The organism is Vogesella alkaliphila (assembly GCF_014652475.1).
Taxonomy (GTDB): Bacteria; Pseudomonadota; Gammaproteobacteria; order Burkholderiales; family Chromobacteriaceae; genus Vogesella; species Vogesella alkaliphila.
Genome location: NZ_BMYW01000014.1, coordinates 1 through 14,995, shown reverse-complemented (window position 1 = coordinate 14,995; position 14,995 = coordinate 1). Strand labels below are relative to the sequence as shown.

14 protein-coding genes are annotated in these 14,995 nt (G+C 65.2%); 11 read left to right on the top strand and 3 right to left on the bottom strand.

What is annotated here, in order from left to right; genetic code table 11:
- The first annotated feature begins 154 nt into the window (after positions 1–154).
- From IE100_RS15550 to IE100_RS15515, 8 genes are all read left to right on the top strand, one after another.
- Complete coding sequence (locus IE100_RS15550) at positions 155–1,318, top strand: DegT/DnrJ/EryC1/StrS family aminotransferase (RefSeq protein WP_189375458.1); 1,164 nt, start codon at positions 155–157, stop codon at positions 1,316–1,318.
- Positions 1,318–2,106 (top strand): sugar transferase, encoded by a 789-nt coding sequence (locus IE100_RS15545; RefSeq protein ID WP_229800416.1) that lies wholly within the window; start codon positions 1,318–1,320, stop codon positions 2,104–2,106. The genes IE100_RS15550 and IE100_RS15545 overlap by 1 nt, the downstream gene beginning before the upstream one ends.
- A 37-nt stretch (positions 2,107–2,143) precedes the next feature.
- Positions 2,144–4,033: a polysaccharide biosynthesis protein gene (locus IE100_RS15540; protein WP_189375456.1), complete on the top strand. Its 1,890-nt coding sequence runs from the start codon at positions 2,144–2,146 to the stop codon at positions 4,031–4,033.
- Positions 4,034–4,330: 297 nt separating this feature from the next.
- The gene (locus IE100_RS15535) at positions 4,331–5,647 is read left to right on the top strand and encodes a dicarboxylate/amino acid:cation symporter (protein WP_189375455.1); all 1,317 of its coding nucleotides are present in this window, start codon (positions 4,331–4,333) and stop codon (positions 5,645–5,647) included.
- A gap of 60 nt (positions 5,648–5,707) precedes the next feature.
- Positions 5,708–5,953 (top strand): DUF2164 domain-containing protein, encoded by a 246-nt coding sequence (locus IE100_RS15530; RefSeq protein WP_189375453.1) that lies wholly within the window; start codon positions 5,708–5,710, stop codon positions 5,951–5,953.
- Positions 5,954–6,066: 113 nt separating this feature from the next.
- Positions 6,067–6,978, top strand: coding sequence for a LysR substrate-binding domain-containing protein (locus tag IE100_RS15525; protein ID WP_189375451.1), 912 nt, complete (start codon positions 6,067–6,069; stop codon positions 6,976–6,978).
- Positions 6,979–7,171: 193 nt separating this feature from the next.
- Positions 7,172–8,575, top strand: a complete 1,404-nt coding sequence (gene aspA / locus IE100_RS15520) for an aspartate ammonia-lyase (protein ID WP_189375449.1) — start codon at positions 7,172–7,174, stop codon at positions 8,573–8,575.
- A 171-nt stretch (positions 8,576–8,746) separates the two neighbouring features.
- Entirely contained in the window at positions 8,747–9,097 is a 351-nt protein-coding gene (locus IE100_RS15515) for a hypothetical protein (protein ID WP_189375448.1), read from the top strand.
- 65 nt (positions 9,098–9,162) lie between these two features.
- On the opposite strand, the gene IE100_RS15510 is transcribed toward IE100_RS15515, so the two are convergent.
- Together IE100_RS15510 and ubiD are read right to left on the bottom strand one after the other, a co-directional pair.
- Entirely contained in the window at positions 9,163–9,522 is a 360-nt protein-coding gene (locus IE100_RS15510) for a YggL family protein (RefSeq protein WP_189375446.1), read from the bottom strand.
- Positions 9,523–9,605: 83 nt separating this feature from the next.
- On the bottom strand, positions 9,606–11,081 hold the full coding sequence (gene ubiD, locus IE100_RS15505; RefSeq protein ID WP_189375444.1) for a 4-hydroxy-3-polyprenylbenzoate decarboxylase: 1,476 nt from the start codon (positions 11,079–11,081) through the stop codon (positions 9,606–9,608).
- Positions 11,082–11,228: 147 nt separating this feature from the next.
- On the opposite strand from ubiD, the gene IE100_RS15500 reads away from it, so the two are divergent.
- The 3 genes from IE100_RS15500 (at position 11,229) to IE100_RS15490 (ending at position 14,100) form a co-directional block, all read left to right on the top strand.
- Positions 11,229–11,828 carry an OmpW/AlkL family protein gene (locus IE100_RS15500; RefSeq protein WP_189375442.1) on the top strand — a complete coding sequence of 200 codons (600 nt, stop codon included), beginning with the start codon at positions 11,229–11,231 and terminating at the stop codon, positions 11,826–11,828.
- Between the two features lie 89 nt (positions 11,829–11,917).
- Positions 11,918–12,988: a PLP-dependent cysteine synthase family protein gene (locus IE100_RS15495; protein ID WP_189375440.1), complete on the top strand. Its 1,071-nt coding sequence runs from the start codon at positions 11,918–11,920 to the stop codon at positions 12,986–12,988.
- 26 nt (positions 12,989–13,014) lie between these two features.
- On the top strand, positions 13,015–14,100 hold the full coding sequence (locus tag IE100_RS15490; RefSeq protein ID WP_189375438.1) for a VanZ family protein: 1,086 nt from the start codon (positions 13,015–13,017) through the stop codon (positions 14,098–14,100).
- Here IE100_RS15490 and IE100_RS15485 read toward each other — a convergent pair.
- Positions 14,078–14,722 (bottom strand): pyrimidine 5'-nucleotidase, encoded by a 645-nt coding sequence (locus IE100_RS15485; protein WP_189375435.1) that lies wholly within the window; start codon positions 14,720–14,722, stop codon positions 14,078–14,080. The genes IE100_RS15490 and IE100_RS15485 overlap by 23 nt on opposite strands.
- Positions 14,723–14,995: the final 273 nt, after the last annotated feature.

Here is a 14,995-nt window from a genome sequence, read left to right as displayed (position 1 = left end):
ACGGTGGTGAATGACCGACGCGATAATGCGTGCGCATCCCCGGATGCGCTGCGCTTATCCGGGCTACGGCTTAAATACCGAGGCCAAGGTTGGCCGTAAGGATGATTAACCGGCGGGTGTAACCGGCCGGAATGAATAAACGAAAGACAACATAATGGCTGAACAGAAATTTCTACCGTTTGCGCTGCCGGACATCGGTGATGACGAAATCAACGAAGTGGTCGACGCGCTGCGTTCCGGCTGGGTAACCACCGGCCCCAAGACCAAGCAGTTCGAGGCCGATTTTGCGGCATTCATCGGCGATGGCGTGGAGGCGATTGCCGTCAACTCCGCCACTGCCGGCCTGCACCTGGCGCTGGAAGCGGTGGGAATAAAAGAGGGAGACGAGGTGATCGTGCCCAGCTATACCTTTACCGCCACCGCCGAGGTGGTGCGCTACCTCGGCGCGCACCCGGTAATCGTGGATGTGGACCCGGTGACCTTCAACATTCGCCCGGACGCGATCCGCGCCGCGATCACGCCGAAGACCCGCGCCATCATGCCGGTGCACTTCGCCGGCCTCGCCTGCGACATGGACGCCATCATCGCCATCGCCCGCGAGCACGGGCTGAAAGTGGTGGAAGACGCTGCCCACGCCATGCCCACCTGGTACAAGGGCAAGCTGATCGGTACGCTGGATTCCGATGTGACGGTGTTCAGCTTCTACGCCAACAAGACCATGACTACCGGCGAAGGCGGCATGGTGGTGTCGAAGAACAAGGACATCATCGCGCGCTGCAAGGTGATGCGCCTGCACGGCATCAGCCGCGACGCCTTCGACCGCTACACCTCCAAGACCCCGGCCTGGTACTACGAGGTGGTCGCCCCCGGCTACAAGTACAACATGCCAGATACCGCCGCGGCGATGGGCATCCATCAGCTGAGGAAGATCAATGCCTTCCTGGCCAAGCGCGAAACCCTGGCCGCACGCTTCGATCGCGAGCTGGCCGACCTGCCGCTGATCCTGCCGGCTCGCCCGCAGGACGCAGGCAGCAACCACGCCTGGCATTTGTATCCGGTGCGCCTCAAGCCGGAAGCCGGCATCAGCCGCGATGATTTCATCGTGCGCATGGCAGAGCTGGGCATCGGCTGCTCGGTGCACTTCATCCCGCTGCACCGCCAGCCGGTATGGCGTGACGGCTACGGCCTCAAGCGCGAGGACTTCCCGGTGGCCGACGCGGCGTTCGAAGCCGAGGTGACGCTGCCGCTGTACACCCGCATGACGGACGACGACCAGACCCGCGTCATCGCCGCGGTGCGTGAAGTGCTGGGCAAGTGATGAGCGACAAGCCAGAAAACAAGCAAAGCGTCGCGAGCGGCGCGGATGCAAGGCGGACGGCGCGCAGCGACCGAGATAGTACGAACGGTACAGCGAGGGAGCGAGCACTGGCCAACGCCGCAGACGAGTCGCGCAGCAGCTTTGGGCTGCCTGATAACCTGCGGCCAACCCTGGCCGCTACCCACGGCTCGCCGACCGTCAAGCGCCTGTTCGACCTGGTGGCGGTGCTGGCCGGACTGTGGCTGATCTGGCCGCTGCTGCTGGCCATCGCGCTGTGGGTGAAGCTGGATTCGCCGGGGCCGGTGTTCTTCCGCCAGGTGCGGGTGGGGCGTGGCGGCCAGCTGTTCCGCATCCACAAGTTCCGCACCATGCAGATCAATGCCGAGGCCGCCGGCCAGCTGACGGTGGGCGCCGACGCCCGCGTCACCCGCGCCGGCCGCCTGCTGCGCAAGACCAAGCTGGACGAGCTGCCGCAGCTCTTGGACGTGCTGTTCGGCGACATGAGCCTGGTCGGCCCGCGGCCGGAGGTGCCGAAGTACGTGGCGCTGTATCCGGCGCGGGTACGGGAGATCGTGCTGTCGGTGCGCCCCGGCATTACCGACTGGGCGTCGATCCGCATGATCGACGAGAACGAGCTGCTCGGCAAAGCGGCCGATGCGGAGAAGATGTACGTCGAATCGATCCTGCCGCAGAAGCTGGACTACTACGTGCAGTACGCGCGCAGCTACACGCTGTGGGGCGATGTTCAGATCATCCTCGCCACCTTGCTGAAGATCGTGTCGCGCTAGGCTTGCGGCCCGGTTTGCGGCCAACCTTGGGAACAACATGCTGGAAAAACTGCTTTCCTTCTCGCGCCATCACAAGATGGCGCTCTTGATGCTGCTGGACGCGCTGCTGCTGCCGCTGGCGCTGTGGAGCGCGGTGCTGCTGCGCCTGGGCGGCAACTGGGACCCGAAGCTGGACCCGTACCTGTGGATCTTCGCGGTGCCGCCGCTGTGGGTGCTGCCGATCTTCATCAAGCTCGGCCTGTACCGCGCGGTGCTGAAGTTCCTCGACGACCGCATCGTGTACACCGTGTTCGTCGGCGTGTCGCTGTCGGTGCTGCTGCTGATGGCGGTGATCCTGATGGCCGGCATCGCGCCGTTCCCGCGCACCGCCATCGTGATCTTCTGGGTGTTCGCGATGGCCTACATCGGCGGCAGCCGCTTTTTCCTGCGCGGCATCGTGCGTCGCATCGACGCGCTGGACGCGCCGCGGCGGCCGGTGATCATCTACGGCGCCGGCCGGGCCGGGCTGCAGCTGATGGCGGCCCTGCACGAGGGGCGTGAATACCGGCCGCTGGCCTTTGTCGACGACAACCCGCAGCTGTGGCGCCGCACCTTCCGCGGCCTGACGGTGCACGACCCGCTGACCCTGCCGCAGCTGCTGAAGGACAGCGGCGCGGAGGCAATCCTGCTGGCGATGCCGTCGGCCAGCCGCGGCCGCCACCGCCAGATCCTGGAGCAGCTGGAAACGCTGCATGTGCCGATCAAGCGCCTGCCGGGCATGGCCGACCTGGTGTCCGGCGAGGTGCGGGTGGAAGAACTGCGCGAGGTGGAGATCGACGACGTGCTCGGCCGCGACCAGGTGCCGCCGCAGCCGGAGCTGCTGGCGGCCAACATCCGCGGCAAGGTGGTGATGGTCACCGGCGCCGGCGGCTCCATCGGCGCCGAGCTGTGCCGCCAGATCGTGAAAAACCGTCCGGCGCGCATCGTGTTGTTCGAGCTGTCCGAATACGCGCTGTACGCGATCGACCAGGAGCTGGCGCGGCTGGCGCCGGCGATCGAGCGGCGGCCGGTGCTGGGCAGCGTCACCGATACCGCGCGGCTGGCCTCGGTGCTGCAGGCATTCGCGGTGGAGACGGTGTACCACGCGGCGGCTTATAAACATGTGCCGATGGTGGAACACAATCCGGTGGCCGGCATCGTCAACAACGCCTTCGGCACCGACAGCTGCGCGCAGGCGGCACAGGAGGCCGGCGTCGCCACCTTCGTGCTGATTTCCACCGACAAGGCGGTGCGGCCCACCAACGTGATGGGTGCCAGCAAGCGCCTGGCCGAGCTGACGCTGCAGGCGCGCCACGCCGCCGGCAGCCGCACCCGCTTCGTGATGGTGCGCTTCGGCAACGTGCTGGGCAGCTCCGGCTCGGTGGTGCCGCTGTTCAAGCAGCAGATCGCCAGCGGCGGGCCGGTGACGCTGACCCATCCCGACATCACCCGCTACTTCATGACCATCCCCGAGGCGGCGCAGCTGGTGATCCAGGCCGGCGCGATGGGCGAGGGCGGCGACGTGTTCGTGCTGGACATGGGCGAGCCGGTGAAGATCATGGACCTGGCGCGGCGCATGATCCACCTGTCCGGGCTGGAGGTGCGCGACGACTACCATCCGCACGGCGACATCGAGATCCGCTGCACCGGTTTGCGCCCGGGCGAGAAGCTGTACGAGGAGCTGCTGATCGGCGACGGCGTGCTGGCCACCGACCATCCGCGCATCATGCGCGCGCAGGAGTACCACCTGCCGCCGGCGGAGCTGGCCGGCCATCTGGCGGTCTTGCGCGACGCCTGCGCCGCGCTGGACGCGCCGCGCGCCTTCGCCGAGCTGCAGCAGGTGGTGCACGAATTCAAGGCGGCGGCGCACACCGCCGACTGGGTGGCGCAGGCCGCCAGCGGCGACTGAAGCGGCGCCGTCATCAAACCGCCCGTCATGCAAGCCATGACGGGCGGTTTTTTTATGGCTGTGCGGCGGCGGTTGCGCGTTCGGAAATCCGGATGCCGATCGGGTGGCTGTTCGGCTTGCCGTTGCCGCGGCAGGGGTCGCCGATTTATCGCCTTGCAAATCAGGACGTTGGCGCTGGCCGGCGCTGGCATGGCGCGTGCTATATCGCAGCCCAGACAACGGCACGCCAGATGCCGGTACACCGGGCCCGCCCGGTTCCACGAAAGTGTTATTGACCCTCATATGCATGGAGTCCCCGTGAAACTCAATCGACTGACAACGATGATCCTGGCCGCAATGGTACTGGGTATCATCACCGGTTACGGCTGGCGCGAGCTGGCAGGCAGCCCGGAAGCCATCAAATCCTTCGCCGACAATCTGTCCGTTCTGACCGACATCTTCCTGCGCCTGATCAAGATGATCATCGCGCCGCTGGTGTTCTCCACCCTGGTAGTCGGCATTGCGCGCATGGGCGACTCCGCCACCGTTGGCCGCATCGGCGCCAAGGCGATGGGCTGGTTCGTCACCGCGTCGCTGGTGTCGCTGCTGCTGGGCCTGGTGATGGTGAACCTGCTGAAGCCGGGCGTCGGCCTCGGCCTGCCGCTGCCGGACGTGACCGCCAGCTCCGGCATCGAGAAGGGCGCGCTGACGCTGAAGGACTTCATCAGCCACCTGATTCCGAAGAGCGTGTTCGACGCGATGGCCAAGAACGAGATCCTCGCCATCGTGGTGTTCTCGCTGTTCTTCGGTACCGGCGCCGCCGCCATCGGCGACAAGGCCCGTGGTCTGATCGACGCCATCGACGCCGTCGCCCACATCATGCTGAAGGTCACCGGCTACGTGATGAACTTCGCGCCGTTCGCGGTGTTCGCGGCGATCGCCGGCATGGTGGCGAAAGAGGGCCTGGGCATCCTGTCCACCTACGGCAGCTTCATGGCGCAGTTCTACCTGTCGCTGGGCCTCTTGTGGCTGGCCTTGCTGGGCATGGGCGCGCTGTTCCTGAAGGGCCGCGTCATTGAGCTGCTGCGCGCCATCCGCGAACCGGCGCTGCTGGCCTTCTCCACCGCCAGCTCCGAGGCCGCCTATCCGAAGACGCTGGACCGCCTGAAGCGCTTCGGCTGCTCCGACCGCATCGCCAGCTTCGTGCTGCCGATGGGCTACTCGTTCAACCTCGACGGCTCGATGATGTACTGCACCTTCGCCGCCATCTTCATCGCCCAGGCCTACGGCATCGACCTGACGCTGTCGCAGGAAATCACCATGCTGCTGATCCTGATGGTGACCTCCAAGGGCATGGCCGGCGTGCCGCGCGCGTCGCTGGTGGTGATCGCCGCCACCCTGGCGCAGTTCAACATCCCGGAAGCCGGCCTGCTGCTGCTCCTGGGCGTCGACCACTTCCTGGACATGGGCCGTTCCGCGACCAACGTGCTGGGTAACGCCATCGCCTCCTGCGTGGTGGCCAAGACCGAGAAGGAACTGACCGCCGCCCTGCCGCAACTGGACGAGGACGACGATATCGACCCGCAGGACGGCAAGGACGTCGAGCTGCAGCCGGCGCTGGCCAAGCAGGGCTGATAGACTGCGCGTTTTGCGCTGCCGCCGCCCGGCGGCAGCGCGTCATTCCGGAGTCTTGCCATGAGTCGCGACGAACGTTTCCTCAGCCCCGCCCAGCTCGCCGAGCTGGCCCCCGCGCTGCAGCGCCAGCTGGACAGCGAGTTCGGGGTGGAACTGGGCGCGTTCGACGCGCAGTCGCTGCTGCTGTTCGTCGCCGGGCGCATCGGCCCGGCGATCTACAACCGCGCCCTGGCCGACGCCCGCAGCGCGCTGGATGCGCGCATGGAGTCGCTGCAGTCGGCGCTGTGGGAGCTGGAGCGCGACTGAAAGCGCCCGTGACGAGATTAAAAAGGTTGGCCGCATGAGAGATCATGCGGCCAACCTTTTTTGCGTGCGGCCGGCAGAGCGTTTACGCTGCTGGCCATTGCAGGAGGTGTGCTATGGAAACCCGCTGGCTGGAAGACTTTCTGGTATTGGCCGAGACCGGCAGCTTTACCCGCTCCGCCGAATTGCGCCACCTGACGCAGCCGGCGTTCTCGCGCCGCATCAAGGCGCTGGAGCAGTGGCTGGGCGCCGACCTGATCGACCGCACCACCTGGCCGACGCGGCTGACGCCGGCCGGCGAGCTGCTGCTGGACAAGGCGCGGCAGCTGGTCGGCGAGCTGTCCAGCACCCGCACCCTGCTGCGCGGCCTGCACGCGGCGGACGGCACCACGCTGACGCTGGCGGTGCCGCACACGCTGTCGTTCGGCTTCGTGCCGCGCTGGCTGGCGGACGAGCGCGCGGCGCTGGGCGAGGTGTCGTGGCGGCTGTTGGCGCACAACGTGCACGACGCGGTGGTGGCGCTGGTGGAGGGCAATGCCGACCTGCTGCTGTGCTACCACCATCCGCGCCATCCGGTGGAGCTGAGCGCCGGCCGCTATCCCGGCCTGCGCCTGGGCAGCGAGACGCTGGGGCCGTTCGCGCGCGCCTTGCCCGACGGCCAGCCGCAGTGGCAGCTGCCCGGCAGCAGCGCGACGCCGCTGCCCTTTCTCGGCTACGGCCCGAACGCCTACTTCCGGCGCATGACCGACCTGATCCTGGAGCGGGCGCCGGCGGTCTGCGCGCTGCGGCAGTGCTTCGAGACCGACATGGCCGAGGGGCTGAAGGCGATGGTGCTGGAAGGGCACGGCGTCGCCTTCCTGCCGCACAGCGCGGTGCAGCGTGAGCTGGCGGCCGGCCAGCTGCGGGCCGCCGGCGGCGAGCAGTGGACACTGCCGATGGAGATCCGCGTCTACCGCGACGCACGGCGCGAACTGCCGGCGCTGGATGCGCTGTGGCAGCAGCTGGCGGCGCGCTATCCGGCGGTGTAGCGCATCGCGACAGCGGGATTGCGGCCAACCTTGGCGCAAGGTTGGCCGCATGTTCTTGTATTTTGATCGCGTATTGACAGCGTGATCGACGATCATGCAAATCCTGCATCATCCTATCGCCATTCGGAATTGGTCGGGGCTGTCACGGCGGCGCTACAGTGGCGGCCATCCTTCCCCACACAAGAACCACACCATGGCTACCCGTCTTGAACACGATCTGCTCGGCGACCGCGAGGTCCCGACCCACGTTTACTGGGGCGTGCATACCCTGCGCGCCATCGAGAACTTCCCGATTACCGGCCAGACCATCGCCGGTTACGGCGACCTGATCCGTGCGCTGGCGGTGATCAAGCAGGCGGCGGCGCAGGCCAACCATCAGCTGGGCCTGCTCGACGGCAAGCACAAGGACGCCATCGTGCTGGCCTGCGAGGAAATCCGCGCCGGCAAGCTGCACGAGCAGTTCGTGGTCGACGTGATCCAGGGCGGTGCCGGCACCTCCACCAATATGAACGCCAACGAGGTGATCGCCAACCGCGCGCTGGAGATCCTCGGCCACGGCAAGGGCGAGTACCAGTACCTGCACCCGAACGAGCACGTGAACATGGGGCAGAGCACCAACGACGTGTACCCGACCGCGCTGCGTCTGGCGACGTTCTGGGGCGTGCAGCGTCTGCTGGCGGCGATGGCCCGCCTGCGCGACAGCTTCGACGACAAGGCCGACGAATTCGGCGACGTGCTGAAGATGGGCCGCACGCAGCTGCAGGACGCGGTGCCGATGACGCTGGGGCAGGAATTCCGCACCTACGCGGTGATGCTGGGCGAGGACGAGCAGCGCCTGTACGAGGCCAGCGCGCTGATGCTGGAGATCAACCTCGGCGCCACCGCCATCGGCACCGGCATCACCGCCCACCCGGACTACACGCCGCTGGTGTGCGAGAAGCTGTCGGCGCTGACCGGCATCGCGCTGCAGACCGCGCCGAACCTGATCGAAGCCACCCAGGACTGCGGCGCCTTCGTGCAGCTGTCCGGCGTGCTCAAGCGCGTGGCGGTGAAGCTGTCCAAGAGCTGCAACGACCTGCGCCTGCTGTCGTCCGGCCCGCGCGCCGGTCTCGGCGAGATCAACCTGCCGCCGCGCCAGGCCGGTTCCTCCATCATGCCGGGCAAGGTCAACCCGGTGATCCCGGAAGTGGTGACCCAGGTCGCGTATGAAGTGATCGGCAACGACATGACCGTCACCATGGCGGCCGAGGCCGGCCAGCTGCAGCTGAATGCCTTCGAGCCGGTGATCGCCTACAGCCTGTTCCGCAGCGTCAGCCACCTGACCGCGGCCTGCGACACGCTGCGCGAAAACTGCGTGGTCGGCATCACCGCCAACCGCGACTACCTGCTGGACACCGTGCACCGTTCCGTCGGCCTAGTGACGGCGCTGAACCCCTACATCGGCTACGCCGCCGCCACCGAAGTGGCGACCGAGGCGCATGCCAACGGCGGCAGCGTCTACGACATCGTGCTGCGTCGCGGCCTGTTGACGCGCGAGCAGCTGGACAAGCTGCTGCAGCCGGAAGCGCTGACCAGCCCGCGCTGGGTCAGCCTGTAAGTTTGCAGGTCCCTTTATAGGGCGTCGCCGTGCGGTTTGCCGCAGGGGGCGCTTTTTTTTTGTGCCGATTCGATGGGGCGGGCAACGGAGGGGGCAATGTGACGAAGGGCCTTGGCAAGACGGCAGAAGCGGTTTATACCGGTTTTGTGCGTTGCACAAAAAGGAGGTCCCATGATCCCGCCCCTGTTGCCCTTGCTGCTGGCGGTCAACGCCGTGTTGCCGGCCTTGTGCCGCCGCCAGTGCCGCAGCAGCTTTGCCCTGTGGCATTCGCTGCTGTTTTTCGGCTGGCGCACCCTGCAGTCCGGTGCGCCGTGGCCGCAGCAGTACCAGCGCCTGCAACGCCGCGGCGAGGCCGACTGGCTGGCGTGGCAGCACGAACAGCTGGCGCTGTGCCAGACGCTGGCGGCGGCTGGCGATCCGTCGCCGCTGTGCGGCCAACCTTCGTCGCGCGCGCCGCGCTTGTGCCAGCATCTGGCCGACGGCCTGCTGCTGTACGCGCGCCGCCGGCTGACCGCGCCCTGACGCGCATGGCAAAACGCCTCCGCAATGCGGAGGCGTTTTTCATGGGGCCAGGGTTGGCCGCAGCCTTACCAGGCGCTGTGCCACACGTCCAGTAGCTCGCTGCATTCCACGTCGCTGACTTCGGTGCGTGCCTGCAGCCAGGCGTTCAGCGCGCTGCGCATCTCGGCGGTGACCGCTACGCCGTTGATCGGGAACACGATGCCGTCCAGCTGGCCGTCGCTGAAGTGGCCGCCGAAGCTGACACCCTGCTGCTCGACCGCGTCCAGCCAGGCATCCAGCAGGCCGTCGTGGGCGCCGGCAGCGGCGTCTTCTTTCAGGTTGGCGATCACGGTAAAGCCCAGTTCCTGGAACTCACCAACGCGCAGCTTCTTGCGCTGGCGGGGTTTCAGGCGTTTCAGGCGCTGGCGGGAATTGGCATTAATCATGGTGGGATCTCCAGGGTAAGTACGGACAGGGCGCGATGATAACGCGCCCTGTCCGGGGGAACACAATTATTTGCGGCGGCGTGTCAGAGGCCCAGTTGCTGCCACAGTTCGTCCACGCGCTGGCGGGTGCCGGCATCCATCACGATCGGCGTGCCCCATTCGCGGCTGGTTTCGCCCGGCAGCTTGTTGGTGGCATCCAGCCCCATCTTGCCGCCCAGCCCGGAAATCGGGCTGGCAAAGTCCAGGTAGTCGATCGGCGTGTTGTCGATCAGCGTGGTATCGCGCACCGGGTCCATGCGCGTGGTGATCGCCCAGATCACTTCTTTCCAGTCGCGGGTGTTCACGTCGTCGTCCACCACCACGATGAACTTGGTGTACATGAACTGGCGCAGGAAGCTCCAGCAGCCCATCATCACGCGCTTGGCGTGGCCGGGGTACTGCTTCTTGATGCTGATCACCGCCATGCGGTAGCTGCAGCCTTCCGGCGGCAGGTAGAAATCCACAATCTCCGGAAACTGTTTTTGCAGGATGGGCACGAACACCTCGTTCAGCGCCACGCCCAGCACTGCCGGCTCATCCGGCGGCTTGCCGGTGTAGGTGCTGTGGTACACCGGATTCTCGCGCATGGTGATGCGGTCGATGGTGAACACCGGGAAGCTGTCCTGCTCGTTGTAGTAGCCGGTGTGGTCGCCGTACGGGCCTTCCATCGCCATGTCGTTCGGGTGGATGTGGCCTTCCAGCACGATTTCGGCGCTGGCCGGCACCTGCAGGTCGGAGCCGATGCACTTCACCAGCTCGGTGCGGCTGCCGCGCAGCAGGCCGGCAAACTGGTATTCGGACAGCGTGTCCGGCACCGGGGTCACCGCGCCCAGGATGGTGGCCGGGTCGCAGCCCAGTACCACCGCCACCGGGTAGGGGGTGTCAGGGTTGGCCGCACGGAATTCGCGGTAGTCCAGCGCGCCGCCGCGGTGCGCCAGCCAGCGCATGATCACGCGGTTGCGGCCGATGACCTGCTGGCGGTAGATGCCCAGGTTCTGCCGCTTCTTGTGCGGGCCGCGGGTCACCGTCAGCCCCCAGGTGATCAGCGGCGCCACGTCGCCCGGCCAGCAGTGCTGGATCGGTAGGCGGGAGAGGTCCACCTCGTTGCCTTCCCACACGATGTCCTGGCACGGCGCCTTCTTCACTTCCTTCGGCGCCATCGACAGCACTTGCTTCAGCAGCGGCAGCTTGTCCCAGGCGTCGCGCAAGCCCTTCGGCGGCTCCGGCTCCTTCAGATAGGCCAGGGTCTTGCCGATTTCGCGCAATTCCATCACGTCGGCCGCACCCATGCCCATCGCCACCCGCTTGGGGGTGCCAAACAGGTTGGCCAGCACCGGGATGTCGTAACGCTTGTTGCCTTGCTGCGGCTGCTCGAACAGCAGGGCAGGGCCGCCGGCCTTCAGCACGCGGTCGCCGATTTCGGTCATCTCCAGGTGCGGCGATACCGGCACCCTGATGCGCTTGAGCTCGCCTTGCGATTCAAGCTGGGACATGAAGTCCCGCAGGTCGTGGTATTTCATGATCGTTTCATGATCTAACGCAAAAACCCTGTCTCGGGGCAAGGTTATTCTTGCCGCACGTCTTCGCCGTGCTCGACAAGTTGCTGGTCAATTAAGAGTGCTTTGGCGAACAAGAAGAATTTTCGCAGAACTTGCTTGGAGATAACCATGAAAAAATTCGCTATCGCCGCCATTCTGGCTTCCTTGTCCGCCGGTGCCTTCGCGGCACAGGGCGACATCATCGCACGTTTGCGTATTGCTAACGTAAATCCGCAGACTTCGGTAAACGACGTGCTGCAACAGCTGAATGTCGATGTCAAGGATGACACCATTCCCGAGCTGGACTTCACCTACATGCTCACCAACAACATCGGTGCCGAGCTGATCCTGGGTACGTCCAAGCACGACATCACCGCTGGTGGCGCCAAGGTCGGTTCCGTGAAAGTGCTGCCACCGACACTGACCCTGCAGTACCACTTCAATCCGGAAGGCCAGTTCCGCCCGTACGCCGGTGCCGGTATCAACTACACCCGCTTCTACGGTTTCAAGGATGATTCCGGTCTCGGCCTGTCCATCAAGAAAAACAGCTTCGGTCCTGCGCTGCAGGTCGGCATGGACATGCCGCTGACCAAGGACCTGTTCCTGAACCTGGACATGAAAAAAATCTGGATCAAGACCAAGGTTGACTCCTCCGTTGCTGGCGGCAATGTCGGTACCCTGGACATCAACCCGCTGGTGACCAGTGTCGGTATCGGCATGAAGTTCTGATCGACCGGCTGCGGCTGGCATGAAAAAGGGCGCTGCGGCGCCCTTTTTGCATGACTCGGGTACAATGCGCCTATTCCAAGGAGATGACGATGAGCAGCTGGGTGGCGCAGGCGGTACAAAAGATCGAGGCAGACTTCAATCGCTCCAGCGATACGCACCTGATTCCCTTGCCCTTGCCGGGCCTGCCCGACATCCAGCTCTACTTCAAGGACGAGTCGACCCATCCGACCGGTAGCCTCAAGCACCGCCTGGCGCGCTCCCTGTTTCTCTATGGCTTGTGCAACGGTTGGATCAAGGCCGGCACCAGCATCATCGAGGCGTCCAGCGGCAGTACCGCGGTGTCGGAGGCCTACTTCGCCCGCCTGCTGGGCCTGCCGTTCATCGCGGTGATGCCGCGCAGCACCTCGGTCGAGAAAATCCGCGCCATCGAGTTCTACGGCGGGCGCTGCCACCTGGTTGACGATCCGGCCACCATCTATGACGTGTCGCGACAACTGGCCGAGCAGCTGGACGGCCACTACATGGACCAGTTTACCTACGCCGAGCGCGCCACCGACTGGCGCGGCAACAACAATATCGCCGATACCATCTTCCGGCAGATGGCGCTGGAGCCGCATCCGGTACCGGAGTGGATCGTGTGCGGCGCCGGCACCGGCGGCACCAGTGCCACCTTTGGCCGCTACGTGCGCTACCAGCGCCTGGCGACGCGGGTGTGCGTGGTGGATCCGGAAAACTCGGTGTTCTACGACAGCTACTATAGTGGCCAGCGCGACCAGCAGTGCAGCGGCGGCTCCGGGGTGGAGGGTATCGGTCGCCCGCGCGTCGAGCCGTCCTTCATTCCCGGCGTGGTCGATCACATGATCCGCGTGCCGAACGTCGCCAGCTACGCCGCCGTGCATTTTCTGGAAGAGGTGCTTGGGCGCAAGTGCGGCGGCTCCACCGGCACCAATTTCTACGGTGTCTGCCAGCTGGCAGCGGAAATGCAGCGTAACGGTCAGGGCGGCAGCATCGTCACGCTGCTGTGCGACGACGGCAACCGCTATCTCAACAGTTACTTCGATCCGGCCTGGCTGGCGCAGCATGGCTACGACATCGCGCCGTGGCTGACGCGCTATCGCCGCTTCTTCCACGAGGGCGTGTGGTCGGAGGCGCAGGCCTGAACCGCTTGCCTGGCCAGACGATTCCGATGAGCTCCGCTTCCGTTTCTCCTGCTTCCGATCGCAGCCATGTCGCGCTGCACGCGGCACTGATCAATGCCGCACTGATCGTGTTCCTCAGCGCCTACCCGTTTAGCGGCTGGCAGGATACCGGTCTGCCGCTGTTCGACTTCCTGTTTTACCCGCTGCCGTACTACACCCGCTTTTTCGACAATGCCGTCAACCTGCTGATCTACATTCCCTACGGCTTCAGCCTGGCGCTGGTGCCGCGTCGCAAGTGGCAGGGCTGGGCTCTGGCGATGGTGGTGGCCAGTGTCAGCAGCGTGCTGGTGGAGACGCTGCAGCAGTTCCTGCCGCTGCGCGTCGCGTCCAATCTTGACGTGCTGTACAACGTCGGCGGCGCCACCTGCGGTGCGACGCTGGCGACTTTTCCGCTGTTTTCCCGCTTCTGGGCGCAGGGCAAGGCGTTGCGCCGGCGCTGGTTCGTCGGCGACAGCAGTGCCGACTACGCCTTGCTGCTGATCGGGCTGTGGTTCCTGACGCAGCTGAATCCGGCGATTCCGCTGTTCGGCATGGTGGTGTTGCCGGAGGGGCTGCCGCAGCCGTATATCTCGCCGCTGCAGGATCCGCAGCTATTCCTGATGCTGATCGAAGGCGGTAGCGCGATGCTCAATCTCGCCGGCAGCCTGTTGTTCCTGACCTGCTTCCTGAGCCGGCGCCAGTACCAGCTGCGCGCCATCGTCTACTTCCTGCTGACGGTGATCGTGCTGAAACTGGTCACTGCCGGTGCGTTGCTGAAGCCGGCGCTGTTCTTCCAGTGGGTCAATCTCAACGTCGCGCTGGGCCTGCTCGGCGGCCTGTTGCTGGTGTGGGCGGTGACGCGCGGCCAACGTTGGCCGCAAACCGTGGCCGCCATGTTGTGCCTGCTGCTGTCACAACTGGTGGTGTCGTTCTGGCCGCTGTCCGGTCTGCAGTCCGACGTGCTGTCGCTGTTCCGCTGGAGCTACGGCCATCTGTTGAACATGAGCGCGCTGGTCGATCTGGTGGCCGACTTGTGGCCGTTGGGGGCATTTGCCTGCCTGTTGCTGTCGCTCAGACAGCAGCACCGTCGCTAAACGCCAGGCGCGGCAACTGGCTCAGGCTGCCGATGCGGTAGTCGACCCAGCACGGCTTGCGTTTCTGCTGGCTGACCCACACCGTCCGCATGCCCAGCTGTCGTGCCGTGCGCAGGTTGGCCGCAGAATCTTCCACCATGATGCAGCGCTCGGCGGCAATGCCGCTCTGACGCAGCACCCGCCGGAAAGCGGCGACCCGCGGCTTGGGATGACCGAAGCGTTCGATGCCGAAAACCTCCTCGAACAGATGGCCGATGCGCAGGTGTTCGATCATCGCCTCTACATAGTGTTGCGGACCGTTGGAGAACACCCACTTGCGTCCCGGCAGGCGGCTCAGCAACTGCGGTAGCTGGTTGCTGCTGTCGATCAGGGGGAGTAGCTCGGCCATGTCATGGGTGCTGCGCAAGAAATGGTCGGCGTCGATGCGGTGATGCCTGACCAGGCCGCCAAGGGTCGCGCCATAGCGCCGCCAGTACAGCTTGCGCAGGCGGTGCGCCTCGTTTTCGTCAACCTGTAGATGCTGCATGATGTAGCTGGTCATCCGTAGCGTAATCAGCGGAAAGACCTGCGCGCCGGCGTGGTGCAGGGTGTCGTCGAGATCGAAAAGCCAGTGTCGTTGCATGGGTTGATGGGTATTTGCATGTTGGATGGGGTAGGGTGTCCAGCGTAGCAGAGCCGGTCCGGCGTGTGGTTCCGGATTTTTTCAGAATTGCAGCCTATTAAAATCAATGGCTTGTGGTTTTTTCGCAAAAAACACGCTATCAGGTGTTGACGTGGTTTGGTGGCTTCGCTATAGTTCGCCTCCTTAGCTGACGCCGCAAACGAAACGCGGTTCAGCACTGCTCTTTAACAGAACGAATAACCGATAGGTGTAAGTGTCTGGCCAAGCCAAATA